22 protein-coding genes are annotated in these 26052 nt (G+C 42.5%); 8 read left to right on the top strand and 14 right to left on the bottom strand.

The window, feature by feature from the left end; genetic code table 11:
* Positions 1-604: 604 nt before the first annotated feature.
* On the bottom strand, positions 605-1723 hold the full coding sequence (locus RSJ42_RS10605; RefSeq protein WP_410507262.1) for an AAA family ATPase: 1119 nt from the start codon (positions 1721-1723) through the stop codon (positions 605-607).
* A 646-nt stretch (positions 1724-2369) separates the two neighbouring features.
* On the opposite strand from RSJ42_RS10605, the gene RSJ42_RS10600 reads away from it, so the two are divergent.
* Complete coding sequence (locus RSJ42_RS10600; protein ID WP_410507261.1) at positions 2370-2558, top strand: hypothetical protein; 189 nt, start codon at positions 2370-2372, stop codon at positions 2556-2558.
* 490 nt (positions 2559-3048) lie between these two features.
* Positions 3049-3528 carry a hypothetical protein gene (locus RSJ42_RS10595; protein ID WP_410507260.1) on the top strand — a complete coding sequence of 160 codons (480 nt, stop codon included), beginning with the start codon at positions 3049-3051 and terminating at the stop codon, positions 3526-3528.
* A gap of 280 nt (positions 3529-3808) precedes the next feature.
* Here RSJ42_RS10595 and glmU (RSJ42_RS10590) read toward each other — a convergent pair whose 3' ends face one another.
* The 4 genes from glmU (RSJ42_RS10590) to glmU (RSJ42_RS10575) form a co-directional block, all read right to left on the bottom strand.
* On the bottom strand, positions 3809-5002 hold the full coding sequence (glmU, locus tag RSJ42_RS10590; RefSeq protein WP_410507259.1) for a bifunctional sugar-1-phosphate nucleotidylyltransferase/acetyltransferase: 1194 nt from the start codon (positions 5000-5002) through the stop codon (positions 3809-3811).
* Positions 4999-6303, bottom strand: coding sequence for a phosphoglucosamine mutase (glmM, locus tag RSJ42_RS10585; protein ID WP_410507258.1), 1305 nt, complete (start codon positions 6301-6303; stop codon positions 4999-5001). Before glmM ends, glmU (RSJ42_RS10590) begins: the two co-directional genes overlap by 4 nt.
* Positions 6304-6422: 119 nt before the next feature.
* The gene (gene glmS / locus RSJ42_RS10580; RefSeq protein ID WP_410507257.1) at positions 6423-8279 is read right to left on the bottom strand and encodes a glutamine--fructose-6-phosphate transaminase (isomerizing); all 1857 of its coding nucleotides are present in this window, start codon (positions 8277-8279) and stop codon (positions 6423-6425) included.
* Positions 8280-8299: 20 nt separating this feature from the next.
* Positions 8300-9517, bottom strand: a complete 1218-nt coding sequence (glmU, locus tag RSJ42_RS10575) for a bifunctional sugar-1-phosphate nucleotidylyltransferase/acetyltransferase (RefSeq protein WP_410507256.1) — start codon at positions 9515-9517, stop codon at positions 8300-8302.
* 1036 nt (positions 9518-10553) lie between these two features.
* On the opposite strand from glmU (RSJ42_RS10575), the gene RSJ42_RS10570 reads away from it, so the two are divergent.
* The 3 genes from RSJ42_RS10570 to RSJ42_RS10560 all read left to right on the top strand — a co-directional run bounded on the left by RSJ42_RS10570 (position 10554) and on the right by RSJ42_RS10560 (position 13070).
* Positions 10554-11819 (top strand): replication protein A, encoded by a 1266-nt coding sequence (locus tag RSJ42_RS10570; protein WP_410507255.1) that lies wholly within the window; start codon positions 10554-10556, stop codon positions 11817-11819.
* Positions 11820-12386: an RPA family protein gene (locus RSJ42_RS10565; RefSeq protein ID WP_410507254.1), complete on the top strand. Its 567-nt coding sequence runs from the start codon at positions 11820-11822 to the stop codon at positions 12384-12386.
* Between the two features lie 462 nt (positions 12387-12848).
* Positions 12849-13070, top strand: a complete 222-nt coding sequence (locus tag RSJ42_RS10560; protein WP_011032245.1) for a hypothetical protein — start codon at positions 12849-12851, stop codon at positions 13068-13070.
* A gap of 147 nt (positions 13071-13217) precedes the next feature.
* Here RSJ42_RS10560 and RSJ42_RS10555 read toward each other — a convergent pair whose 3' ends face one another.
* The 5 genes from RSJ42_RS10555 to RSJ42_RS10535 form a co-directional block, all read right to left on the bottom strand.
* Complete coding sequence (locus RSJ42_RS10555; RefSeq protein WP_410507253.1) at positions 13218-13766, bottom strand: metallophosphoesterase; 549 nt, start codon at positions 13764-13766, stop codon at positions 13218-13220.
* Positions 13767-13959: 193 nt separating this feature from the next.
* Positions 13960-14748: a MarR family transcriptional regulator gene (locus tag RSJ42_RS10550; protein WP_410507252.1), complete on the bottom strand. Its 789-nt coding sequence runs from the start codon at positions 14746-14748 to the stop codon at positions 13960-13962.
* Positions 14748-15269: an ArsR family transcriptional regulator gene (locus RSJ42_RS10545; protein WP_410507251.1), complete on the bottom strand. Its 522-nt coding sequence runs from the start codon at positions 15267-15269 to the stop codon at positions 14748-14750. Before RSJ42_RS10545 ends, RSJ42_RS10550 begins: the two co-directional genes overlap by 1 nt.
* Positions 15270-15331: 62 nt before the next feature.
* On the bottom strand, positions 15332-16369 hold the full coding sequence (locus RSJ42_RS10540; RefSeq protein ID WP_410507250.1) for a deoxyhypusine synthase: 1038 nt from the start codon (positions 16367-16369) through the stop codon (positions 15332-15334).
* A 467-nt stretch (positions 16370-16836) separates the two neighbouring features.
* Complete coding sequence (locus tag RSJ42_RS10535) at positions 16837-17334, bottom strand: pyruvoyl-dependent arginine decarboxylase (protein ID WP_410507249.1); 498 nt, start codon at positions 17332-17334, stop codon at positions 16837-16839.
* 365 nt (positions 17335-17699) lie between these two features.
* Here RSJ42_RS10535 and RSJ42_RS10530 point away from each other — a divergent pair, with 365 nt between their 5' ends.
* From RSJ42_RS10530 to RSJ42_RS10520, 3 genes are all read left to right on the top strand, one after another.
* Positions 17700-17876 (top strand): hypothetical protein, encoded by a 177-nt coding sequence (locus tag RSJ42_RS10530; RefSeq protein ID WP_410507248.1) that lies wholly within the window; start codon positions 17700-17702, stop codon positions 17874-17876.
* Between the two features lie 29 nt (positions 17877-17905).
* Positions 17906-18556 (top strand): hypothetical protein, encoded by a 651-nt coding sequence (locus RSJ42_RS10525; protein WP_410507247.1) that lies wholly within the window; start codon positions 17906-17908, stop codon positions 18554-18556.
* Positions 18557-18637: 81 nt separating this feature from the next.
* A complete protein-coding gene (locus RSJ42_RS10520) occupies positions 18638-19540 on the top strand; it encodes a nitrilase-related carbon-nitrogen hydrolase (protein ID WP_410507246.1) in 903 nt (300 codons plus the stop codon).
* Between the two features lie 150 nt (positions 19541-19690).
* Here the strand turns inward: RSJ42_RS10520 and leuS are convergent, their stop codons facing one another.
* The 4 genes from leuS to RSJ42_RS10500 form a co-directional block, all read right to left on the bottom strand.
* Entirely contained in the window at positions 19691-22591 is a 2901-nt protein-coding gene (gene leuS, locus RSJ42_RS10515) for a leucine--tRNA ligase (protein ID WP_410507245.1), read from the bottom strand.
* A 50-nt stretch (positions 22592-22641) separates the two neighbouring features.
* Complete coding sequence (gene thrC / locus RSJ42_RS10510) at positions 22642-23859, bottom strand: threonine synthase (protein ID WP_410507244.1); 1218 nt, start codon at positions 23857-23859, stop codon at positions 22642-22644.
* 398 nt (positions 23860-24257) lie between these two features.
* Positions 24258-24590: a DUF1622 domain-containing protein gene (locus RSJ42_RS10505; RefSeq protein WP_410507243.1), complete on the bottom strand. Its 333-nt coding sequence runs from the start codon at positions 24588-24590 to the stop codon at positions 24258-24260.
* A gap of 55 nt (positions 24591-24645) precedes the next feature.
* Positions 24646-24978: a DUF1622 domain-containing protein gene (locus tag RSJ42_RS10500; protein WP_410507242.1), complete on the bottom strand. Its 333-nt coding sequence runs from the start codon at positions 24976-24978 to the stop codon at positions 24646-24648.
* Positions 24979-26052 lie beyond the last annotated feature (1074 nt).

Raw genomic sequence — 26052 nt, 5'->3', positions numbered from 1 at the left:
TACTCAAATACGGTTTCTGATAGAAAATAACGATTTCTGTACATAAAGCTATCCCAGAGGCTTCAACAGGAAAGTTTACTTAATTTTCTTAGAACCTTTACAACAAGATAATTAACAGGAAGAGTGCCTCGAATGTTCAATAGAAATGGAACATTTAAGAGAAAAGGGACATTTTAAGAGAGAAGTTAAGAGGCACTTTCTTTTTGATTGTTTTAATTCTCTTAATTCGTAACTATTCAGCCTATGTAAAACGACATCAATTGCCATCTTCATTCAAGTTCAATTGATATATTTAAATGGATTGATTTTTTCTGATTGTCGCTGACTGATTTCGTTTTTTCAATTCTCATTGGTTAATTCTCTGACTCCTTTGTTTCGTCAAAATTAATATCGTTTGACTCGTTTGGAGAGGCTGAATAGTTACCTTAATTCTTAGTTTTTCTCTTAATTCTTAGTTTTTCTCTTAATTCTTAGTTCTCTCTTAATTCTTAGTTTTTCTCTTAATTCTTAGTTTTTCTCTTAATTCTTAGTTCTCTCTTAATTCTTAGTTCTCTCTTAATTCTTAGTTTTTCTCTTAATTCTTAGTTTTTTCTTAAATTTCCAGTTATACGTACAGGTGAGTCGGGTCCGGAGTAAAATCTTTCCTGCCCAGTCTCGCAAGGGCTTTTTCAAAGTCTTTACCTGTAACGGTTTCCCTGTCTTCAATGATTGCCTGATGAAGGGCAGTTTTAAGGATCTTTTCAACAATATCCCTGCCCGAGAGTCCTTTAGCCTTCTTTGCAAGCGCCTGAAAATCACATTCCTCTACATTCAGGGGGAAAGTTTTCACATTCGACTCCAGGATATGAATTATTTCCTCTTCACCTGGCAGGATAAACTCGATCTCTTCTTCGAACCTGCTCCTTACTGCAGAGTCCAGGGAATTGATCCGGTTTGTTGAACAGATGGTGCATACTCCGTCGCGCTCAACAATCCCGTCCATTTCTGTCAGTAGGGCATTTACGATTTCGCTAACGTCTCCTCTTAGCTCCTGGAACCTTCTGTCGAGGGCTATGGCATCAAGTTCGTCGATGAAGATTATGCAGGGAGCAGTTTCTTCTGCGCGGTCATAGAGCTGGTGTATCTGGCGGGCTCCGTCCCCTACATATTCCCCTATTAGCTGAGTGGCCTTGACAGGAATAATAGGTACATCGGTCTTGTTTGCAAGGGCTTTTGCAAGCATGGTTTTTCCTGTGCCTGAGGGCCCGAAGAACAGGATGTTTCTTGGCGCCCATTTTCCGAAGCGTTCAGGCTCTTCCAGGAAGCGTTCGATCAGCCTGCACTTCTGTTTTGCAAGTTCCTGCCCTATGACGTCTTCGAATGAGACATCACTTTTTATTTCCGAAGAGGCAGAAATCCCTGTTTCCTCTTCCGTTACGATAATTGATGTTGAGCTGCCTATAATGGATTCTGCAGGTTCGACATCTATAATTCGGTATGCAAAGTCAGGGAACATCCTCCTGTCAAAGAGGTACTCCCCTTTGCGGGCGACATATCCGCTCCACTGTTCCCGTGCATAAAACTCAAAGACATCCCTGTTTTCAATAACCGGATATTCCTCCATCATGCCGCTGAGGGGGTAACCTTCAGGCTTCAGGATAAGAAGTTCTGATGTGGACTTCCCAAATTCGGTATTGTTCTCATGAGTCTTTTTCGCGTTCACTCTTTGTGAGACTGGTCGCACTTTGTTATCAACTCGAATACTTTTCTATACCTATAGTAATCTGAGGGGCTAATATAATTAACCCATGACCCAACCCATAGATTCGATTGCGAAAGACTTCTCCGAACTCCCTAAAAAAGAAATCTTTTTGTGAAAACCGGTTTTTCTGGATATACTTTCCTGCGGATTATCTGCAAATTAGTATAGATTTACAGGTAACTGTTATATATTGAAATAATAATTTACAGATGTACATTCTGAAGCATACCCAATTAATGTCAATTAATGTAAAATATTTATAGGAGTACGAAGAAAGACCTTATTGTCTTAAATCTAATTGAACAAACGATATGCAGGCCTTGACGAGTCCTATTTGAGTAATAAGGTTTCCATAACGAGTTCTTTGTATATTCCCCTGATCTATTCATTTAATCTACTGATGAAATTGATCAAAGGGAAAGCTAATATATTAGAGCTCTAATATATATTAGAGCAATAATATAAATATTTTAATTATCAAATTAAAAATATTTTCCAAATACTAAAGCTGGTAATTGATTACCGGTATACAACCAATTAACATATTTGTATTGTATTCTACTACGTAGAAATTTGAACAACTTAAAAAAAGCTTAAGCATCTAATTTAGTTCCAGAGTATGATTTGTATGTTTACTATGGAGAACACGGAAGGTTTTGACCAGAAAACTCTTGACAAAATGAACGCTGAAGTCAAAAAGACTATGAGCAAGCACGACCCAAAGTCGAAAAGCTATAAGAAAATCTGTGAACAGATTGAAGACCAGATCTTCGACAAGTACTGTTCTGAGATATTCAGACCCTCTCTTAAACTCTGATCATGCCGCTGGATGAAATTATCCCGGCATATTTTTATTTTTTGTTCTATTTTATTTTTTCACTGCCGGTTCAATAATTATTTTTTATCCGCTGAATGCAGATGTATAATTCTGTCTTTTATATGTCTGGTAAGGTTCTGATTTTGCTCTCTGACTGTGCTTACTTTTCCTGTTTATCTCTGAAATCAGTCACTGTATATGCCGAAGGTTCCGAATACGGGAATAGTTTATCTCTTAACGGAACTTATTCTCTGGAAAATAAGTATTGGGCTTGCTGGCCTTCTTATGCATAAGCCAGGAGTTAACTATTACAAACCACTTCAAAAATAGTTAAAACATGATTTCTATTTTACAAATATTTTCATTCTAATCTTCCTATTTTTTTGGAATTTTACATCTATTAAGAACTTTTTTATATTCCTGCTTCTTATTTTCAATTATGGTTTCTTGCAGTAAAAATAGAATTCTGAGTTTATTCTTAACTTTGTTTTTGCTTTCTCAAATCACAGGTGTAGCTTCCAGTGCAGGTGATATTACACCAGCCAGTACCTTTACAACTTCCGCTAATTCCAGTCCTGGGAATGATCTTTATACCGAATTAAGTGCACAGATGAAGATTTATAATGACAACATTGATAACGTTCCCTTACTCGTCAAAAGACTGGTCGGAAGTGAAGAAATTGCCGGAAAAATCGAGCTTAATGACGGTAAGATGCTGTACGTAACACTGCGTATGGCAGGTGGAGAAGTAAGTGAATTCTACAAGTATGATACTCCTAATGACCCTAATTCAAAGTTCGGTCCTTCCATAACTGTCGAATCTGACGAAACGACAATAAGAGAGATACTTGAAGCGGATGATTCTTTGAGGGAATCCGTAGAAAAAATTAATGATGGTTCTCTTACTGTGGATATAAAGGGTTTCTTCCGTGAAACAGTATTTAAACTTATAATGCAGCTGTATTCATAAGCCTCTGGAGCGTTTAAATTTCCATATAACAGGCTGATAAACTCAAATATAAAACAATTAAATTGACAAAAAATTCAAATAAAGAACAAGTAAATTAATAAAATAAAACTCAAATAAAATCAGTTAAATTAACAAAATTAATCCTGAGAATTGACAAAAAGGATTTTTCCCCTCCTTATTCTATAAGGAAAAGGAGGGCTTTGATTCCTTTTCCATATTCCGTCTTGGTTCCTTTTTCATATTCCGTTTTGATTCCTCTTTCGTAATCTGGTCAGAATTCTCAGTGCTTTACCACTTCTCCGGGGAGTGTGGACCTTCCTTTTACCATTACCACACCTATGTTTATACTGGTATTAATGCCGGTATGCACATCATCTCCCATAATCACACCAAGTTTTCTTCTGCCTGAGTCGATAATCCTGCCTTTCAACATTACTTTTATATTCTTCCCGTCGTGGCGGAGGTTTGCAACTTTCGTGCCTGCTCCGAAATTGCAGCGGCGCCCTATTACACTGTCCCCTACATAACTGAGATGCCCTACATGAGTGCCTTCCATGACTATAGTATTTTTAACTTCCACTGCATTTCCTATTCTTACCCTGTTGCCTAATGCTGTTGACGGGCGGATGTAACAGTTAGGTCCTATATCGCAGTTTTCTCCTATTATTGCAGGCCCTTCGATGTAAGCCCCACTCCTAATAAGAGACCCCTTTCCTATCATGACTTCTCCTTTGATAGTAACGTTTGGCTCGACAGTGCCCTGGCAGCTGCCTTTCAGGGTTTTTAACAGGTACTCGTTTGCTTTCAAAAGGTCCCAGGGATACCCAATGTCAATCCAGCTGTCTTCCAGAGGACTGTACCCAACAGCTGCTCCATTGTCTATCAGCATCTGGATGGAATCTGTTATCTCAAGCTCCTTTCTTACAGAAGGCTGGGTCCTGTCAATAAAGCCAAAAATGGACTCTCTAAAAAGATAAATCCCTGCGTTTGCAAGGTTTGTTGGGGGGTTTTTTGGCTTTTCGATTATCCTGATTACTTTATTATCACTGGTTTCAAGAACTCCGAAGTCAGAGGGATTTTCTACCTCTTTTACACAGATAACAGCTTCTTCTTTTCTGGAAAGGAGAGCTTTTAAGTCCTTCTTCCCGATAAGCATGTCTCCATTAAGTACAAGGAAAGCTCCCTCAACGTGCCCTTTTGCATAACCGATAGCATTTGCGGTTCCCAGCTGTTCTTTCTGCTGAACATACTCAATGCTCACTCCCCATTTGCTTCCGTCCCCGAAATGAGCTTTTATCTGCTCTTCAAGGTATCCGGTGATGAAGACGAAGCCTTCAATACCTGATTCAATGGCTGAGTCCAGGATGTGTTCGAGTACAGGTTTGTTTGCTACCTGAAGCATTACCTTCGGGCAGTCTGAAGTCAGCGGCTCCATCCTTGTGCCTTTGCCTGCCACAAGGACAACAGCTTTCATTTAAGCGCCTCCTTCACTATTTTTTCTGCCATATCATAAATTTTATCCACATTTTCGCGGGCTTCTGCAGTGATCCTTACCTTCGCTTCCGTGCCTGATGGGCGGACAAGTACCCAGCCGTCTTCAAGTTCCACACGGATGCCGTCAATATCAAGGACTTTTCCAAGAGGTTCCAGCTTTGCTTTTACCTTTTTCATAAACTCGGCTTTCTTTTCGTTCGGACAGGCCAGAGCACCTCTCTTTGTATCATATACAGGAAGTTCTGCTCTGAGTTCGCTTAGCTTTTTTTCTCCGACAATCTCAACAAGTTTTGCAGCCGCATAGATGCCGTCAGGGCAGTAAGAGATCTTCGGGAAAATCCAGCTTCCGGAAGGTTCTCCTCCATAGATCGCCCCGCACTGCTTTATGCCCTCTGCAACATAAACGTCCCCTACTCTTGTCCTTATGATCTCGGAGCCTTCAAGGTAATCGTCCACCATCATGGAGGTATCCACAGGCACGACAACGGACCCTTTTTCATCCTCACACTCAAAACGCCCGAATATTGCAAGAAGTTCGTCCCCGGATACAAAATTGCCCTTTTCATCAACTGCCATCATCCTGTCTGCGTCCCCGTCATGGGCTATTCCCAGGTCGGCTCCGAATTCCACGACTGCCTTTTTAAGCAGTGAAAGGTTCTGGTCATTGGGCTCAGGGTTTCTTGCCGGGAAATGTCCGTCAGGCTGGGAATTCAGGGTTATTATCTGACAGCCAAGTTCCTGCAGGAGATAAGGAGAGATTGTGCTTCCTGCCCCGCACCCGCAGTCAAGAACCACACGCAGCTTTGAATCTCCTACAAGGTCTTCAATCATATGCATGTGGTCCCTGATTGCACTTTCATCTTCCGAAATCTTCCCTATTAAGTTCCAGGGAACCATAGAAAAGTCTTTTTTTTCGATAGCTTCCTCAATCTCTTCCTGCTGGGCTGAGTCAAAAGCCATTCCATCCGGGTTCCACAGCTTTATTCCCACATACTCCGAAGGATTGTGCGAAGCTGTAACCATTACTCCACATTCGTATTTTCTTGCTGCATATGCCAGGGTCGGAGTGGTTACCATCCCCACCTTGGTGACATCACAGCCTGCTGCAGTCAGTCCCGCAACAAGGGCGTGCTCTATCATGGGTGCCGAAACCCTGGGGTCCCTCCCGATAACCGCAGTCTTTTTCCGGCTTCCGAGCACAAGCCCTACATGCAGTGCAAGTTCGGGCGTAACTTCCCTGTTGACTATACCTCTAATTCCTGAAGATCCGAAGAGTTTCATAATCCCACTCCATGTCTCATGAAGTCCAATTCTATTCTGAAAGCTTGTTTTCTTATGTTAATTCATTTAGATTCCAAACCTTAGATTGAAACCTTTACTATTACTCTACACTAACATTTTTACTCTACAGTAACACTCTTTGCGAGGTTGCGCGGTTTATCAATAGCGCAGTCCCTTGCAAGAGCAGTGTAGTAAGCAAGCAATTGAAGCACAACTACACTTAAAAGCGGAGACAGAAGTTCATCGCTCTGAGGGACTCTAAGGACAACATCCGCATATTTTGCTATCTCAGTATCATTGATATTGGCAACTGCTATCACGAAAGCGTCCCTTGCTTTCACTTCTTTTATGTTGCTGAGCATCTTTTCATAAGTCTGCCCTTTTGTGGCAATTGCAACAACAGGGGTCCCTTCGTCAAGCAGGGCAATAGGACCATGTTTCAATTCTCCTGCAGCAAAGCCTTCTGCATGCACGTATGAAATCTCTTTGAGTTTCAGGGCTCCTTCAAGTGCTATCGGGTAACTCAGGTGCCTGCCAAGGAAGAAATAACTGTTTGCATGGGCAAAGCCTTCGGCACACTCTTTTACCAGTTCCTTCTGGTTGAGTATTTGCTGAACCTCTCCAGGGACTTTTCTGAGCTCCGTAATGAAACTTTTAACATAATCAGGACTTAGCTTGCCTCTGACAAGTGCGAACTTCACAGCGAGAAGATAAAGGCATATGAGCTGGGTACTGAAGGTCTTTGTTGCAGCGACTCCTATCTCAGGGCCTGCACGCGTATACAGCACACTGTTTGCCTCCCTTGTTATCGTGCTTCCGACAACATTCGTGATTGCAAGGGTGGGACAGTTGTAAGACATAATCTCGCGCACTGCTGCAAGTGTATCTGCGGTCTCTCCTGATTGCGTAATTGCAATGGCGAGTGTTCCTTCATGCATAACAGGGTTTCTGTACCTGTATTCGGAGCATATGTCAATATCGCAATGGATTCCAGCCAGCTGTTCAAACAGGTATTTCCCGAGCAGACCCGCATGCCAGGAAGTTCCGCAGGCCAGAATCTGAACTCTCGAAAGCTTCTTTATTTCCTCTTCGCTGAGGCTAAGCTCTTTTAAGTATATTGCCCCTTCCAGCTCCGAAACTTTTCCTGCCAGGGTATTATGAATTGCGCTGACCTGTTCGTGAATTTCTTTCAGCATGAAATGTTCATAACCTGCTTTTTCTGCAGCCTCAAAATCCCATTCTATTTTTTCTATCTTCTTTTCTTTGGGGTTTCCTTCTCTGTCAAATACCTCTACACTGTCAGGGGTAAGGACTGCTGTCTCAAAGTCATCTACAAAAATTACATCCCTTGTGTAATTCAGAAAAGCAGTTACATCAGATGCGGCAAAGTTTTCCCCTTTTCCCAGTCCTATGACCAGAGGGCTGTCCTTGCGGGCAAGCACAAGTTTTCCCTGCTCATCCGCAGAAACTATTGCAAGAGCATATGACCCCTCAATTTCTTTTAAAGCCTCTCTAAGCCCTTCAATAAGTCCATACCTGGCTTCTTTTCCGTTCGGGCTTCCGTAGATGTGTTTATGCAGAAGATGTGCAACTACCTCGGTGTCGGTTTCGGACTTGAATACGTAGCCTTCTTCAGTAAGCCTCTCTTTTAGTGCCATGTAATTTTCGATAATTCCGTTATGCACCAGCGAGATCTTTTCGGGGTTGCCTGCTGAGTTATGGGGGTGAGCATTTACAGTGCTTGGGCGGCCGTGAGTTGCCCAGCGGGTGTGTCCTACCCCGATAGTCCCTCCGAGGTTCTTCGGAACTTCGGACTCGAGATTTATGATTTTCCCCACTGCCTTATGCGTTTCAATCCCGTTGCCAAGGACAGTGATCCCTGCCGAGTCGTATCCCCTGTATTCGAGTTTTTTAAGAGATTCTATTATTACCGGCGCAGCAGCATTTCGCCCTGCATATCCAACAATTCCACACATTTTTATCTCCTCTTAAGAGCTTAGAGAACCACCGAATCACGGGACAGGTCTCTGTAAATGGTGTTTCCAGATTCCACCTGACAGTTGACAGCAATCATTACTCCGGCTTTTACGAGCACTCTGCTCCCTATGCGGTTGTCGTCACCGATTATAGTGCCTAGCTTTGGAGCTCTGTGGATCTTGCTGTTAAGGATTATCTCAAGGTTTTCCTTTTCCTCTGAAGTAAAACCAGGACCAAGGGTATTATTGCTTCCGATTATAGAGTTCGAAATCTGTCCGTGGGAAGAAATCCTGCAGTCATTCATTATGATGCTGTTCTGTATTTCGGTAAAGGATCTTACGGACACGTTATCTCCTATCGTAGTGGAGGGCAAAATTACTACATTAGGTCCTATATCACAGTTTTCCCCGATTACTACAGGTCCTACGATATAAGTCCCTGAACGGATTTTTGTGTTTTTCCCGATTGCAACCTTTCCGCGGATTATTACTCCTTCCTCAAGTTCGCCTGCCTGTTCCAGGTTTTTGGAGGAGTTTAATACAATTGCATTCGCTTTCAGAAGATCCCATGCATGAACCGCATCCAGCCACTTGGATTCCGTGTGGACCGAAGTAACCATCTTTCCCTCATCAATCATAAGCTGGAGAGTGTCGGTTATTGCATATTCGCCGTTTTCCGATATAGGGGTTTTTTCGATGGTTTCAAAGATCTGTGGTGTAAAAATATATATTCCGGTGTTTACAAGACGGCTTAAACCTCCGGGCCTTTTTTCCAGAATCTGGGTGACTCTCTTTTTTTCTTTCAATACTACTCCATAACCTGCCGTATCCTCCATTCTTACGGTTAAGAGGCATGCATCGCCTTCATAGTTGTTAAGGAGATCAGCTATGGTTTTTGGTTCTACAAGGTTGTCCCCGTTCAAAACAATGAACTCGGAATCTTCAGGGCTTATCAGTTTTTTTGCCTGTTCGATTGCATGTGCTGTTCCGAGCTGGGCTTTTTGCTCTACGTACGATATATTCACCCTAAAGTTAAGCCCGTCTTCAAAATAGTTCATTATACGCTCTTTTTCATACCCGACAACCAGTATGATCTCTTTGATCCCGTTTTTCTCAAGCGAAGATATGACGTGTTCTAGGATAGGCCTGTTGGCGACAGGAAGCATGACTTTGGAACGAGTGAGAGTAAGAGGCCTGCATCGCAGTCCTTCCCCTGCTGCGAGGATAATAGCTTTCATAGAGTTAAAAAACATTTTTTAGAATTTATACATTCCCTTCAAAACATGTTGGATAAATATATACATTAATGCTTATAAATAAAGAGTGTTTAAAAACACTTTCTATAATATACTAATGAATCCCGGGCTTACAAAAAGGAAAAAATATATATACAAAGTGAAGTTTTCTGTACAAAAATGTAAAATAAGTCCTGGTTTTTTGTTTTTATCACATAACCGTTTTATATGCAAAAATAATAGATTCTGTAACACACGTCCTGAAAGCCCATACATCCGTCCCATTTTGCGGCTTTTCCGTAACTGCAGTTCTCTAATTTTTGATAAATTGTAAAAAAGTGAAATTGATTCCTCTTGAAGTATTGGAACGGATTCCTCTTGAAATAATGGAATAGATTTCCCTGTAAGTTCGGATAACAGGTATCATATAAATGTTTTTTATATTTTTCCAGCTTCTGAAGACACCTTACATCCCAAAATATATCAATATTAAGAAACAATCTATTCTAAAGTTCTTGGAAAAAAATATTATAAAGTTATTGGAATTTCGAGAGATATTCAATACCCTTGAAACATTTCCTATTTAAAAGCGCCTTGTGGAAAGATCGGTGGGTAGTGCTGACAATCTTAACGTATCTGTAGAATCATAAAAAAGTGTTTATGGACTAAGAATTGTATTCTACCGATTAAAAATTGTACTGATCATCTCAGTCAACTATCTACCTGTTAAATAACCAATCTGTAAAAAAGTATACAATAGAAGTAGAGGCTAATTCCGAAGCAGAGACAGAGTAAGCAGTAAGTCTCTTATGGGGAACCGGGGCTACCTGAATGTATAAATTCATCCCTTCCAGCCGGGTTGAATCTAAAAAGTACTTTTCGGGTTTGCGGTTCACCGTAAATAAGGTTCTGAAAGTCAACTGCTCCCTGCCTGGAGAATACTTTCACCCCGCTTCACTTACCTTTATATTCTCTGCTGCAGTATTTTAGAATGCCTCACAATAAATATGATAACCATGAGGCTTGAGGAGAACGAAACATGAAACAGACAGCTGAATCTATTAGAGACCGGTTTATGAAACTTGGCATCGATGTGCCTGTTGAGGACATCGAAAGCAGACTCGACGAGCTGATTAAGAAGTTTAAAGTGCCTTCAAATGAAGCGCAGCGCAGCGTAACAAACTACTTTTTGAAAAAATATTCTATTCCTAAAAATGAGTTTTATGTCAGGCAGGCCGAACCCCAGCTGACTAAAATTGCTGATATTACTGAGAATGGGCAGTGGGCAAACCTTAAAGCAAAGGTTGTCCAGATCTGGGAAAATACACACGAATCCATATCCCAGGTAGGGCTTCTTGGAGATGAGACAGGGATCATAAAGTTTACTATCTGGAAAAATGCCGAACTCCCTCCGCTTGAACAGGGAGAGAGCTATCTTCTCCGGAGCGTGGTTGTCGGGGAATATAATGAGAGATTCCAGGTCCAGTTTAATAAAAATAGTTCCATAGAAAAGCTGTCCGAGCCTGTAGAAGTTGGAGGCGGTGATTTCACTCCTGCTGCAAGGGAAGCCGAACTCAGGAAAATTGCCGATCTTGTCGGGAACCAGTGGGCAACAGTAAAAGGAAAAGTTGTCCAGCTCTGGGAGAATTCCCACGAGTCTATAGAACAGGCTGGGCTTATAGGCGATGAGACCGGAGTGATAAAATTCACTAACTGGGCAAGTTCCGAACTTCCTGATATGGAAGAAGGCAAAAGCTACATGCTGAAAAATGTAGTCGTCAGCGAATGGAACGGCAAGGCTCAGGTCCAGCTAAACAGGTCAAGTTCCATAGAAGCACTTGATGAAGACATTGAAGTAAGAACCTCCATGTTTACATATTTCGGAGCAATGGTTGATATCCAGACCGGGTCCGGACTTATAAAACGCTGCCCCGAATGCAAAAGAGCTCTTGTTAAAGGAGCATGTGCAGAACACGGGAAGGTCAAAGGAGAATATGATCTCAGGATAAAGGCAGTTCTCGATTCAGGGACTTCTACTCAGGATGCCCTGATTAACAGGGAACTTACCGAAGAGCTTTCGGGGATCTCTCTTGACAGTGCAATTGCAATGGCTGCAGATGCCCTTGATCCCGGAGTCGTACTTGACAAACTGAAACATGAGCTTGTCGGCAGGTATTATACAGTCTCAGGACACAAACTTGACCGCTATATCCTTGTGGATTCGATTACTCCAAGAACTTCCCTTGATAGGGAACTCCTTGATGAAATGCTTACTGAACCTCTTGCTCAACCGGAGGTGAAATAAATGGCTTTCTTTAGAGAAGCGGCTCGCCGTGTTTTTGCGCGGGAATTAAAAGATTCGAACCTCACCTCAAAGGATGAAAGCGACCAGTATGCTCCACAGTACCTCCTTACCCCCACGGGGGCGAAAGTGAACCGCATTTTTATTGTGGGCACACTTATTGAAAAAGAAGATATCGGCACTGACTCTGAGTACTGGAGGGGCAGGGTTTCGGATCCAACAGGTTCTTTCCTTGTCTATGCAGGGCAGTACCAGCCCGAAGCTGCCCAGTTCCTTGCTGAATGCGAACTGCCGGCTTTTGTTGCGGTGATTGGCAAAACCAGTACTTATACCACAGACGATGGAAATGTCCTGACCTCAATTCGTCCGGAGTCTATCCAGCAGGTAGATGAACTGACAAGGAACCTCTGGGTACTTGACACCGCAAAGCAGACTCTTGAGAGGATAAAAGCAGTTGAAATTCAGGAGGATCCTAACTCCAGGCTTGCAAAAGAGCACTATTCCGTTGATACTGAAATTTACCGCGAAATGGTCAAAAAAGCTCTGGAATCCCTTAAAGAAAATACCTGAATAATAAATAATACATGAATAATACATGAATAATGCCTGATAAAATACCCGAACAAAGTACTTGAAAGCAGTAATAAGCTTTAAGCTTTGCAGCCGAGTAAAGTATCGCAGTTAAAAAACCGGAAGTTCAGGGGATTTTTATCCTGAATTTTCAATTTTAATACAGGATCATAAATTCTGTAACTTTTCCGGATCACTTTTCCGGAACATTTTTTTGTTTTATTTTGCTGCCAATTCTTACTTTATTTATTTTTCTTACTTTATTTATTTTTTCTTGTTTTTTCAGAATTCTTTCCGGATAGTTTTCCAAATTTAATTTGCTGAGAAATTTCTCTTCTTTTCATGAAATTAGAGAAGTAAAGGCAAAATCTAGATAAATAAACGAAGCAGATATAAAATTGGTATTGCGAGCTTGAATTAGAGCCTATGCAAAAACTGCTTTAATGGTATAGGGATGATCCTGTGAAAACTTATCTTGTGGTCTGGTTTAGTAGTGAAGGAGTGCGCCCGTCTGAGGTCAACCAGAGGCTGTTGTCCCTGGGTTTTGAGCCTATGCAGGGAAGTTACGATTTTGTGTATAACTGGAACAGCAACGTTGGTGTTGAAAAGATTCTCGAGTTCGGGGATAAGGTCTATCTGAGCCTTCAGGGCACAGGTGTAATGTTCAAACTGGAGACTATGTGAATTTCCAGAAGTTTACCGAATGGGCAGTTCAGGAGACCTCGCCTAGCGAGGCATGTGCCCGAATTCTGGCAATAAATATTCTTCAATTAAACAGGCTCTAAATCTATATTTAGGGATCCTGGCAGACTAAAGATATTTTTGCCCCTTTTATCTACGATTCCCCTCTTCTTTTTGCTTTTTCAGGGCATCCTGGAATTTGATGTACTCACAGCTGTCTCCTTCAAGTGTAAGCACCCTTCCTTCTATATTTCCGCTTTCGATTACGAGTTCCACTACACTTGGATTTGACATCCTGGGTTTTGTAGGGGAACCCGGGCAGATAAGCATTACATCCTTTCTCTCAATCAGGGGACGGTGCAGGTGTCCGAAAATCAGGATATCCACTTCCATTTCTTTTGCCAGATAGCCCTGTGCGGTTGTATCTATTACTGAGAGCCCTCCTTCATGAACCACCCCGATTTTTACCCCTTCAACCTCGAATTTCAATCTTTCGGGAAGGAGCTGCTTGAGTTCTGCGCTGTCATCATTTCCGGCAACGGCTTTCAGCTTGCCGCTGGCATTAAAGGCTTTATATGCCTCCATAGTGCTGAAATCCCCTGCATGGACGATAAGGTCATAGTTTTCGAGAAGCCTTTGAAGCTGCCCCGGGATCTCTCCTGTTTTAAGATGAGTATCGGAAAGTACAATCAGTTTCATGAGAAACCTCCTTTACACTAAAATATGCCATTTAAGGATAAAAATGTACAGCGTAAACTTCAGGAAGCCTGAGAGCCGCACCTGAATTGAAAGTCTATGCTAATGACAGGGTATAAAAACGGAAGGTTCGAGTTCCAGGCATATTTTTGGAATCCTGGAGCCCGAGAATAAATATATAAAAATTAAAAATGATTTATTCAACTGTCAGGTCTACAAGTTCGTACTCCAGGTTCTCAGTTTCCAGCCTGTTCAGGAGAGCAGAGACCTGTTCGTCCACTGAGACAACAAGGGACGAAAGCCCGTGGTATGCAGCCTCGATAACGGACTCGTTTGCCCCGAACATGACATTCGGGCTTATGCCTATCTTGCGGAGGGCAATTAGAGACTCAGCACCGATTGCTGCTATATATGGTTTTGAGTTCGCCAGCATCTTCAGGCGCTCAAGATCAGCTCTTCTTGATCCTCCGCGCTCAACCCTGGGAACCTTGCAGATTGTAATAGTTGCGTTCTCCAGGTCTATAAGGCCCTTGAGGCTTGTTACTCCCACATCTTCTCCCTGGGCGGCATCGGATATAACGGTACCTGATGCACCTGTTTTCTCAGTGCTGCTTACATAGAGAAGTCCGTGATCCATTCTCAGGTAAACCAGCTGGCCTTCTTTGACGTCTTCTTTTGTAATGGCTGTCCAGGTTGAGACATGGCTGATTATATCCTCCATGACAAAGCGGGCATATTGCTTCATTTCGGTGGCATTCTCAAGGACCCATTCCACGCCTTCTTTAGTTATCCTGTACCGGACACGGCCCTCAGTGACAATTAGCCCGTCGTTCACAAGCTCCTTTATGTATTCGGAAACAGCCTGGGGGGTTATTCCGATTTTTGCGGCAATTTCTTTCTGCCTTACATTGGGCTGGTGGGCTGCAATCTCGATAAGGACCTGAAATTTGGTCACTCCGCTCTTGGTCTGGAGGATTTTAATCATCAATCGTAATTCTCCTCTACATCTTCAATTAGTTTTAACCTCTGCCCCATTACTGAAAGCCGTTCGGACCTGCGGGCAACAGCACAGATATAGAATGGATTCTTATTAAGAGTCCTTGTGAGGTTGCTCATTGAGGTATTGCCCTCTTCTACCAGCCTTTCCAGTTCTTCCATAGCGTCCTTAACTTCTTCGTAAGGCTTGAAGGTCAGCATGATAATGTCACTGAGGTCTTCAAAGGAACACTGGAAGTTAACCTGGACCTTTGAGTAAGAACTGTGGTATTCTTTAGAAGGTTTTTGTCCAGCTTCAGGGACTCTCCACTGGCTTTCAAGGAGCCCGGCTTTTTTCAGAATATGAAGGCTTTTTGATGAGTCTGAACCTATAAACTCATCGATTTCCGCTCTGGTCATCCATTTATTAGAAAGTACGTCGAATATTTTTTTATGGGTTCTGGATCCAAAAGTCCTGAGTAATGGTACTAAATAGGAAGGATCGTTAATTATTCGAGTTCGTTTACCCATTTATGTCTCTCCTTCTCGCCTTATGTTATCAGTTTCAAATATGATAAAGATTTGTGATGTAGTTATTCTTCATAAGCAATTTCAAGCCCTTTGGGCCCGTCCCAGGAAAAGATAGGGGCATTACGTTTAAGTCCGCTTACCTTTTCATGCAGGGCATGAGCAACAATCGGCAGGGCAATGGTAGCATCCACAAAAACCTGCACTTTCTTTGCCTGGGGTGCAATCTTGCCCCAGGAGACCGCTTCGTCAAATGTGCAGCCTGATAGCCCGCCCCAGTGAGGAGCATCTGATGTATACTGGATAGCATATTCGTGTCCCGGAACGTCCATTCCAAGAATCGAAGCTACCACTTCCGTTTGCTGGATAAAGTTTTTAGGAACTCCGCCTCCTATATAGACCACACCGGTATGTCCTGACTTTTCTACAATCTGTGTGATCTCATCAACATCTTTTATCTGGTCTATATTGAGTTTGAGCCCTCTTCTTCTTGCAATCGTTAATCCTATTCCTATGGAACTGTCAGACAATGCTGGCACAAATATAGGGACATTGTGCCTGTATGCACTTACCACTATTGAATCCTCAGCAGCTCCTCTTTTTACAAGCTCTTTTCCGAGAAGATACATAAACTCCCTTGAGGAACAGCTGATTTCTCCTATTTCCTCTGCAAAATCTGCAATCAGGTTGTCTGCGGTTCTGAACTCCTTTTCAACTGCAAAGATATCATAAATCCTGTCCACACCATGTTCAAAAAGTTTTTCATCATTTGCAAGATGTGAGCCCACATAATGCTTCCTGCCAAGGGCTTCATGAGAATCGTGGAACAGGTTTGCCCCTGTGCTTACAAGGCAGTCGATCATCCTTTCGCGGATCAGGTAGGAAATTACCCTGCGCATACCGGCAGGAACCATAGCCCCTGATAGTCCCATAAGCACAGTTGTGTCCTTTTCTCTGAGCATGTTATTCCAGGCCTGGACAGACTCAGCCAGTTTCCTGCCCTGGAAGCCGATCCTGAGCATTCCGTCCATTAATTCACTTACAGACCTGTCTTTTACATCAATTGGTACTGTTGGGTTGTTAGTAAATACATTGTGATGCATACCATTCTCCACATAAGTATAACAATTGCAATAGGATTTGCCTGTAACCCTTATTGTCCTGCATTGCAGATGCCGCAATAGACGGTAAGAGACGCAAATAACGTTAAGGGATTATATATTTTTTATTAAATATCAATATATGCAGACCCTCTTGCTGATGACTTCTTACAGACAGCGGCTTCTCCCAGGGGGCCTGGTCTTCTGTATTCAAAAGTCATAAATTAAGTAAATGAGCATAATAGATGGTTTAATAACTGCTGGCACTTTCTATTATAATCAGATGCCGGGCAATAATGGTCTGAAATGGTATAATGGTTCTTGTAATGATGCCGGGAGTTATCCATGAACGGATATATTGTAAACAAATAACATTATAATAAATAATATCTTTAATAGATACTGTTCTACTGTTATAATGTATGCGAAACTGCGGTATTTACCGGAGTTCCCCTGAAAGGTTTCTTTATTTAGATTACAAAAACTGCTGCGGATATCACTGTCATCCAGTCTCCGCCTTCTCCTGCGGTAGACGATCTCGGGATGCTGAAAGTTTTAAGAGGCGGCTCCTTTGCCCAGGTGCTGTACATGCTTTCTGCAAGTTTTACGGCATGTGTTCCTGCGTCCTGTGCGCTTTCCTTATAAGCGTGGTACTCTGAGATATAACCATGCCTGTTTATATCCGTCGGGAGGGCACATCCTACTGAAGCGGTTAATATTTTTCCGGGTTCATTGGAAGAGATCCTGGACATTACGCAGAAAACTATCTCTCCAGGACTGAGCTCTTTTAAACCTTCTTTTTTTGTCACAATTTCACATTTCGGGGGCAGGATAGAACTTACGGTTACCAAATTAAATTTTTCAATACCTGCATCCCGGAGGGAAACCTCAAACGATTCAAGTTTTTCAGGGTGTGTGCCAGTTCCACTTGTGAAGAATACTTTTCTAGGAATTAACTTTGTAATCATCTTTGCATCCTTAAAATATCCTCAGTTTAAGCCTAAACCAGATAGCAATTATTACTTTTAAGCATTGCCCTTCAATTCCGCCAAAAAGTTAAATTTTCGTTTCTTCAGTGGTTCGTTAACTTCATGAGTACATTCCTGCAGTTTTACTTTTAAATCCTCTCCGGAAAACCTTTATATTGAATTTTTCAATCCAGAATCCTTTTTATTTTTTCATTTTTCTAATTAAATCTCTTTGATTAAACATAGACCATAACTTTTCAATTTTATTTTTTTTCATTGTTTCCCTGCTTTTTTTCGCTCCCACGTTCTTCTGAGATTACTTTACTTTATGGTTTTTCTGCAAAATCTCTCATAAGCTTTATATTATGCCGGATAATTACATCGTGTGTTACTCCCTGCAATTTTCCTGTCCGCAGCCTTTAATCGGGAAAGAATTCAGTTTTCCGCAGGCTCTCGGAAACGCGGACCTGATTACAGAAGTTATTGTAGCAGGAGATTGTGTTTTTTCTGGCACGGAGCCTGAAAACAACTACCTTAATTAACCCTCACCTCGATAAAAAAGGCAGAGAAAATGGCAGAGAAACTCAACCTTAAAGTTATGGAACTGCTTGACGGCAGGCGGCTCTCAATTAGCGGTCTTACACGTGAACTGAAAGCCGAGGGGATAGAAGAGCACAGGCTGGTTCTGACCGGCTACCTCAGGGCGCTAAGAGATCTCGGGCTTCTGGACGAAGTCGAAGTCCCTCCTTCGAAAATCTATGCCCTGCCTGAGAAAAGCAAAGAGGCTTTGCCTGAAAAAAACAGGGAATTCAGGTCAGCGGATTCCTCCAGCCCGGAAGATATCTATCTTATTTTCAGGAACCACCTCCTTAAAATCGATCTGGACTTCCGGATTCCTGTTGGCGTATACGTAATCTCCAGGCTCTTCGAAAGGCCCTGTTTCCGCAGGGAATTGAAACTGGTAGGGATCACTCAGAAGCACCTTGACCAGTATATGGAAAAGCCCGGGATTGTCTGCGAAGCCCCTGACCCGCACCTGAAAAAAGCCAGAGCAGATATCACGAAGATTGAGATCCCTCCTGATGATCCTGCATATGAAATCCGAGAAAACAGGGAAGAAGTAACAAGGCTTGCAAACGAAGTGCTTGCAGGCATAATAAAACACAGGATGGACCTCGAAGGGCTTGTAGCAAAAAGCAAGCAGACTACCCTGCTGCCCTGAAACCTATGGAATCCAAACCTGACACCTTTATCCAATTTGAACAAAAATCTACCAATAATTAAGCCGCAGGCTGGGTTGAATATGAAAGTTGCCTGTATCCAGATGGATGTGCTTCACTGCAAGAAGCAGGAAAACCTTGAAAAAGCCCTTTACATGGCTCTCGAAGCTGTTGAGAAAGGAGCCGAATTAATTGTTTTTCCTGAGGTCTTTACCACAGGTTTTTGCTATGAAAGGCTCAACCAGGCAGCAGAAAGCCTTACTTCTCCTGTTCTTGAAAACCTTGCATGTTTCTCCGAAGCTAACGACTGTATTCTTCTTGGTTCAATAATTCAGAAATACGGCAGAGGAGAAAGTAAAGAAAAACACTCTGGAGAAAAACACTCTGGAGAAAAATATTCCGAAGAAAAATATCCTGGAAACGGAGTAAACGATTTCTCCGGAAATGAAACCAGATCACAGGAAGATAAAAATTTTGCCCTGTACTATAACCTCGGCTTCTGTTTTGAATCCGGAGTTCTTGCAGGCACTTACTGTAAGACTCATCCTTTCAAAAAGGAGAATAGCTATTTCTCAAAGGGTAGTTCAATAGAGCCCATTACCCTGAAAAAGCGGAACATCAAAATTGGTTTTGAAATTTGCTATGAGATCCGTTTTCCCGAGGTTGCAAGGAAACTTGCTCTCTCCGGCTCTGACCTTCTTGTAACCACAGCAGCATTCCCAAATCCCAGGTCTGAACACTGGAAAATCCTTGCAAAAGCAAGGGCGATAGAAAACCAGATTCCTCATATTGCCTGCAACCGCACAGGTTCAGCTCCGGACTGCAGTTATTTCGGGCACTCGATGATTATTGATGCCTGGGGCGAAGTAAAAGCCGATGCAGGTAGCAAAGAATGTGTAATAGTTCACGACCTTGACACGTCCGGAAAAGATGAGATCCGAAAGGCTATTCCTGTTTTTGAGGACAGGAGAACCGAACTTTATTGATTCAATTAAAGCTTTTTTTTTCTTCCGTTTCTTTGCTTATCCTGAATTTTGAGGAGATGGGCATGTAAAAATCCAGGCCTTCGGCTGAGAAATAACAGATCACAGGAAATGCAAAAATAATAAAAAGGTCAGAAGCCTTAACGGCTTCTTTTACTCTTCTTTCTTTTCCTCAATATAAATTGCAGGCCTCAGGGGTTCTGCAAACCTGGACTTCTTCTGCGGGTCATACTCCGGAGAATCCGCACTCTGGATTTCGACCGGGCAGCCGATTTCTTTTTCCAGGAAGGAGGCTGATTCTTTCAGGAGGTCCTGTTCATCAAGCCCGAGGTAAGCAAAGGTCTCGTAGCGTTCCGCACCTCCGCTCTTGAATTCTGGCACTATCTTCTGAACGAACTTCGGAATTTCCTTGCCAAAGCGCTTGAGCTCAGGTTTTGCCATAAGGGTTTTAATCAGCGTACCTACTTCAAGAGGAGTTTCTACCTGAAGTTCGCAGGCGCATTTTATGGCTTCGGCTTTCCATGCAGGAGCTGTGTAGAGATAGACTTTTTGCGGGGTCATCTTCGTAACCCTTATGATCTCTTCAATGTCATTCAGGGTACTTTTTACAGCCTCTTCTGCAAGTTCTGCGCCGTCGTCTATAAGGTCTTCGTTGTAGAGCGGATACTGTGCAAGGGAAATCGGATCTTCGTGCTCCATTGCTTCCCAGATCTCTTCACAGAGGTGCGGAGTGAAAGGAGTCATAAGCCTGACCCAGTTGTCCAGCACATAGTAAAGAAGGGCTTCCCCGCCTCTTCTCTGATACCACCTGACATCGTTTATGAGCAGGAAGAAAGAGTTCTGGATAGCTTCTCTTGTCTGGATGGAGTCAAGGGCGGTATTTGTCTCCTTAATGTAGTTCTGCATCCTTGAGAGCATCCAGCGGTCGATCTGCTTGAGCTCCGCACTCAGGGTTCCGCGCTTTCCGCTCTCAATTACATCCTTTGCAAAGGCATAGAACCTGTCTACCTGCCTGCGGGCAGAGTCTATTCCTGTTTTCTGCCAGTCAGCATCCTGTGTCTGTTCTGCTGTTGAAAGGATATACATTCTGGTTATGTCCGCACCATAATTGCTGACCGCACTTTCCATGGTCAGGATAGGTCCTTTGGACTTGCTCATCTTCTGCCCTTCAAGGGAAACAAAACCGTTTACCGCAAGGACTTTTGGCCACTTTTCTTCTTCAAAAAGGGCTACGTGGTGGAAGAGGAAGAAGAGAAGGTGGTTCGGGACAAGGTCTTTTCCCGAAGAGCGAAGGTCAACAGGATACCAGTAATTCAAATGGCTGCGGATTTCTTCTACAAGTTCCTGTTTGAGACCGGTTTCCGCAGAAACTGCTGCAGAATCGCCTTTTCCGAGAAGGACATAATCGAAGAATGAAAGGGTAAGCTGTTCCAGAGCGAGGTCTCCTTTTTCGATAAACCTGGCAATGATATAGTAGCTCATGTAGATTGTAGAGTCCCCTAGAGACTCAATCAGCCATTCCTTATCAAAGGGCAGGCGGGTCCCGAGCCCTTTCCTGCGGGCACATGCCTTATCCTTGAGCCAGTCGACTTTGTTTTCGAACTCGACCCTGTATTCGGTGGGAATAATACGCATCTGGTCGAGGCATTTATAGACCTTTGCCTTCCATTCAGGGCTTGAGTAGTTCAGGAACCACTGGCCCTTTACCATGTTCACGACACACGGAGTTCCGCAGCGGCAGACTACGGGTTCGCTGAATTCGTAGAAGGTCTCGCCTGCGTTTGAGGCAATGAAATCCCTGGTAAGTATGTCCTTAATTTTTGAGACCGGATATCCTTTGTATTTTCCTGTGAGTTCCTTAAGGACTCCGCCGTGGAACTCTCTCCGGTACACGATTTTTGTAGCTTCTTCGGCTTTAGGGTCTTCCTGGTTTACAATCCCCATGCTTTCAACTATTTCTTTTGCGGGGAACTCCCCGAATTCCGGGACCTGGATCAGGGAAATAAGCTCGATTTTTCTGAGATCTTCGGTAATTCCGTATTCGCTCAGGTCAGCGTCGTAAAGATCGCGAAGGGCAAGGTAGTCAAAAGGCGCATGTGCAGGAACACTCATCACGATCCCACTTCCGTTTTCCGGCCTCACAAAAGATGCAGGAAGAGAGATCACTTCATCTCCGGTTACCGGATTTGTGAGCTTTATCCCTATGATGGACTTTGCAGGAACATCTTCCACATACTCTACTGTCCTGTCCGTAAAGGTGAGTTTCCTGAAAGCATCCCTGCTGACAACCCAGAACTCCACATTCCCGTCCTTTTCAACCCTTGCTTTAACATAATCGACTTCAGGGTTGACCCAGAGGTTTGTTACTCCGTATGTTGTTTCAGGCCTGAGGGTGGCACAGGGGAGAACGAGATCTCTGTACCTGAACTTTATCAGGGTGTATTCAACAATTGTGGCTTCTTCTCCATGCAGGATGTCGTGGTCTTCAACAGGGTTATTGTCGTTCGGGCACCACTTTACGGGGTGAGAGCCTTTCACAATCAAACCCTTTTCTTCAAGCCTAGTGTACTGCCATTCTATGAACTTTTTGTATGTCGGGTCGGTTGTTGTGAACTTCCGCCTCCAGTCAATGGAGTACCCTATCATGCGCATAGTTTTCTCGGCTTCCACCTTAAAATAATCCACAATCTTTTCCGGAGTGTTAAGGGTGGGCAGGATATCTCCGGGGATCCCGTGCAGGCGCTCATAAACATCCATGGTCTGGGGGTCCTGGCTTGCAATCAGTTCGGCAAGCCCGACAATCGGGGTGCCTGTCACGTGGAAGCCCATAGGGTAAAGCACATTGTACCCGAGCATCCGTTTATGCCTTGCAACCACGTCGCCTATTGTAAAGGTACGGGTATGCCCTGCATGCAGGTTCCCGTTGAGGTAGGGGTAGGGGATTGTTATGAAGAATTTTTCCCGCTTATCGGGTTCAGCCTGGAAAATCCGGCTTTCATTCCATTTTTTCTGCCATTTGTTTTCGATCTCGTGAGGCCTATAATCCTGCTCCATTAAGTTCACGCCCACAGATATTATCATGATAAAAGAATTTTAATCCGGCTTTACTTTGCCTTTCCGAAAATTGCTTCCCGGATAGCTTCTATATTTGCATCAACAACAGTCGGTTCCTCACAGACATCAATCACGGTCTGCGGGTCTTTAAGGAGGTGCCCTGTGGTAATACATACAACGGTTTCGTCCCTGCCTATGACGCCCATATCAACAAGTTTCTTAAGCCCTGCGACCGAGGCTGCACTTGCAGGTTCGACTCCTATGCCCTCAAGCCTTGCGAGGTCTTTCTGGGCTGAAAGGATCTCTTCGTCTGTTACCGACTCTGCGGTCCCTCCGGATTCCCTGATCGCGTTTAAGGCTTTTATTGCGTTTACAGGGTTTCCTATCCTGATTGCCGTTGCAACGGTTTCAGGGCTGTCTTCAGGGGTGATTGCCGGAGCTCCGCTCTTAATAGCTTTTACAATCGGGCAGGAACCTGCTGCCTGGATTCCTGTCATCTTCGGGAGAGAATCCGTAATTCCAAGCAATTTAAACTCCCGGAAACCTTTGTAAATAGCTGTAATATTCCCTGCATTTCCTACGGGCAGGACAATTCTGTCAGGCACTTTGAAGCCGAGCTGGTCTGCAATCTCAAAACCGATGGTTTTCTGGCCTTCCAGCCTGTAAGGGTTGATAGAATTCAAGAGGTAGATCTTTTCCTGGGAGCAGAGGGTGCGTACAAGAGCAAGTGCATCATCAAAGTTTCCGCGGATGCTGAGGACTTTTGCCCCATGCATCAGGGCCTGGGCTACCTTTCCAAGGGCAACTTTTCCTGCCGGAAGCAGTACAACAACAGGGATTCCTGCTTTTGCACCATAAATTGCAAGGGCTGCTGAGGTGTTCCCGGTTGATGCACAGGCAACGGTACTCATTCCGAGTTCGAGCGCTTTTGTGACTCCAACGGTCATTCCCCTGTCTTTGAAGGAGCCGGTCGGGTTCATGCCTTCATGCTTTACATAGAGTTCCTTAATTCCTATTTTTTCGGCAAGGCGGTCACATCTGTAAAGGGGGGTCCCTCCTTCCCTGATAGTTATGGGTTCTCTTTCTACAGGGAGGAGTTTTGAGTATTTCCAGACCGAGGGGCATTCGGTCTTAAGCTTCTCCATGTCGATTTTAATTGAAGAATAGTCATAAATAACATCAAGCAGCCCGTTACATTTGCTGCAGGTATAGATTACTTCATCTTTTGAATACTCTGCACCGCATTCGATACATTTTAGATGATACATTAAATTGCTCCTGTATATGATTTCGATTTACTTGAAAGTCGGATTAAATCATACCCGGTTTCATGCTCGGGTATTTAATGATTGGTTAGATTTAATGATGGTTAGTATAACCCGGATTTCTGTTTTTCAGGTTGAGAATCTGAGTTTCGGATTAGTATAATATTAGAGTTTAATAATATTTTGTATCCTTAACACTCTACTTGCTTTTAAATTATACTGTTTTTGGCTTTCATAATATCCTGCAATAACAGCCTTACAAGCAGAAACCGGGGACTTAAAAATCAGCAGTAGTTACTAAAATTCAAAAAATGTAATCTTATTTAAATCAATGAATTCCAGAAGTTCTATCAATAACCGTGCATGCAGATACCATATCATGTAAACCCGAATTTCCCTGTTTAATCAAACTGGTATTCTTTAACTTCTTTGCTGAGGAAGTAACCAAGAATTGTTCTTATGAATACAACAATGCCCAGGAGAAGGAGCTCCTGTACAGACGGATCCTTTAGAGTCCCGAGAATTGCAACAACAATGTAAAACTCCAGCCCAAAGAGTATTTTGTTTGTAAGCCTTTTCCTTATATTTTCCAAAGAATAAGACCGTTTTAAAATCTCATAAAGAAAGAGCTCAATTGTTGCCCTCACTCCTCCATAAATTATGATAATTGTCCCGATTGCCTCGAAAATCCATTCAAAAACCTGCAGGACATTCCTTAACAAATCAGAAACCATCTTATACTCCTTAAGGACGGTATTTTCTTAGCATTCTTCTTATAAATCCCTGACTTCAGTCAAACTGATACTCTTCGGCTTCCTTACTGAGAAAGTAACCGAGGTAAGACCTGACCACCACTATGGCTCCAACAAGCAGGAGTTCTTCTAAAGAAGGTTTTCTCAAGGTTTCCAGCACATCTGCGACTATCAAAAGTTCGAGCCCGAAAAATATTTTGTTCGTGAATTTCTTTCTTATATGCTCGTAACTGTAAGACTTCTTGAAAGCCTCAACAAGCAGGATTTCAAGTGCAGCCCTTAATCCCCCAAATACTATCAGAGCTGCACTTACAACTTCAAAAAATGTTACGAATGCCCCCAGAACCATACCAGTTATTTCGAGTACCATTCTTTCCCTTCCAGATGGTATTCTGCATCAAAACGTATCTGATCTTAAAAATGAAACTCTATTACTAGAAAGGTGATTTTTGAGTTTTATCTCCACTTTTATTCTCAAATCCTCAGTTGTATTTTACTACCCGTTTTATTAATACTTGCCTGCCTCTTTTAAAGCAATGAATTCATCAAAGTTTGTGAAAAAACTTTTAAAGTCTTTCCGATCAGACTAAAAAAATCCAGCAAAAAATTTTACTTGATATTTTATTCTTTAAAGGACAGATTCAATGAATGAATTTCACCAGCTAAACCCTGATATGAGGGATTGGAGTCCGGTATGGTATGAAATCGTATCACAGAGGCGATCTCATTTCAGGAGCAGAAATCTCTGGATAAAAGGTGCTGGGAAAGTTATTTAGTACTTCTTACTCTCTAAGATTATTAAAAATATACATTTGTAAGACCGAAGAAAATTTATACCATAAAATCGTATGACATTTGTTTAAAAAATTTATTAGATTTAACATCGTATTTGGGGGAAATCGATATCAGGGAAACTTATATCTGAAAATTCTGCATACAGCAGGTTTTAGCTATACTTTTCAAACTGGCTATACCTTTCAGACGTTATTTATTGTTGTTAAAAAACTGATCCAAAAAACTGATCCAAAAAACTGATCCAAAAAACTGATCCAAAAAAAGATGATTAAATTATTATAATTGGTGATTGATTGAGAGCCCTAAAATGATCCCATGGGCTCTCAATCGAATGAAACCCCCTCTAAAGAATACTCCCACATATTCTTTACACAATTGTAAGAGAAAACAATTCATATTTACGCCTTATTTATGTGATTGATTGAGAGCCCGTAATCCCTTTGGCTCTCAATCGGATGAAACCCCTATTGAAGAATATTTCCCCAAATATTCTCTGAACAAACATGCTTAATTTGCTTCTCTTACAATTACAATCCTTCTAATGCTGAAATTGTATATATAATAAATTCCGTTAAATATTCAATCCTCTATAAATTTTGTTTAACCATTTAGATTTAGTCAAGCCATTAATTTATAATTCCTTGAAAAA

Origin of the sequence: Methanosarcina hadiensis (genome assembly GCF_046529725.1) — an archaeon.
GTDB lineage: Archaea > Halobacteriota > Methanosarcinia > Methanosarcinales > Methanosarcinaceae > Methanosarcina > Methanosarcina hadiensis.
This window is presented reverse-complemented; position numbering and strand designations above follow the sequence as displayed.

Bases quoted from the DNA above. Each gene is read 5' to 3' on its own strand.
- RSJ42_RS10600 (WP_410507261.1), top strand. From the start codon at position 2,370: ATGTTTACTATGGAGAACACGGAAGGTTTTGACCAGAAAACTCTTGAC.
- glmU (WP_410507259.1), bottom strand. From the start codon at position 5,002: ATGAAAGCTGTTGTCCTTGTGGCAGGCAAAGGCACAAGGATGGAGCCG.
- glmM (WP_410507258.1), bottom strand. From the start codon at position 6,303: ATGAAACTCTTCGGATCTTCAGGAATTAGAGGTATAGTCAACAGGGAA.
- glmS (WP_410507257.1), bottom strand. From the start codon at position 8,279: ATGTGTGGAATTGTTGGATATGCAGGGCGAAATGCTGCTGCGCCGGTA.
- glmU (WP_410507256.1), bottom strand. From the start codon at position 9,517: ATGAAAGCTATTATCCTCGCAGCAGGGGAAGGACTGCGATGCAGGCCT.
- RSJ42_RS10570 (WP_410507255.1), top strand. From the start codon at position 10,554: ATGAAACAGACAGCTGAATCTATTAGAGACCGGTTTATGAAACTTGGC.
- RSJ42_RS10565 (WP_410507254.1), top strand. From the start codon at position 11,820: ATGGCTTTCTTTAGAGAAGCGGCTCGCCGTGTTTTTGCGCGGGAATTA.
- RSJ42_RS10555 (WP_410507253.1), bottom strand. From the start codon at position 13,766: ATGAAACTGATTGTACTTTCCGATACTCATCTTAAAACAGGAGAGATC.
- RSJ42_RS10550 (WP_410507252.1), bottom strand. From the start codon at position 14,748: ATGATTAAAATCCTCCAGACCAAGAGCGGAGTGACCAAATTTCAGGTC.
- RSJ42_RS10545 (WP_410507251.1), bottom strand. From the start codon at position 15,269: ATGGGTAAACGAACTCGAATAATTAACGATCCTTCCTATTTAGTACCA.
- RSJ42_RS10540 (WP_410507250.1), bottom strand. From the start codon at position 16,369: ATGCATCACAATGTATTTACTAACAACCCAACAGTACCAATTGATGTA.
- RSJ42_RS10535 (WP_410507249.1), bottom strand. From the start codon at position 17,334: ATGATTACAAAGTTAATTCCTAGAAAAGTATTCTTCACAAGTGGAACT.
- RSJ42_RS10530 (WP_410507248.1), top strand. From the start codon at position 17,700: ATGCCGGATAATTACATCGTGTGTTACTCCCTGCAATTTTCCTGTCCG.
- RSJ42_RS10525 (WP_410507247.1), top strand. From the start codon at position 17,906: ATGGCAGAGAAACTCAACCTTAAAGTTATGGAACTGCTTGACGGCAGG.
- RSJ42_RS10520 (WP_410507246.1), top strand. From the start codon at position 18,638: ATGAAAGTTGCCTGTATCCAGATGGATGTGCTTCACTGCAAGAAGCAG.
- leuS (WP_410507245.1), bottom strand. From the start codon at position 22,591: ATGGAGCAGGATTATAGGCCTCACGAGATCGAAAACAAATGGCAGAAA.
- thrC (WP_410507244.1), bottom strand. From the start codon at position 23,859: ATGTATCATCTAAAATGTATCGAATGCGGTGCAGAGTATTCAAAAGAT.
- RSJ42_RS10505 (WP_410507243.1), bottom strand. From the start codon at position 24,590: ATGGTTTCTGATTTGTTAAGGAATGTCCTGCAGGTTTTTGAATGGATT.
- RSJ42_RS10500 (WP_410507242.1), bottom strand. From the start codon at position 24,978: ATGGTACTCGAAATAACTGGTATGGTTCTGGGGGCATTCGTAACATTT.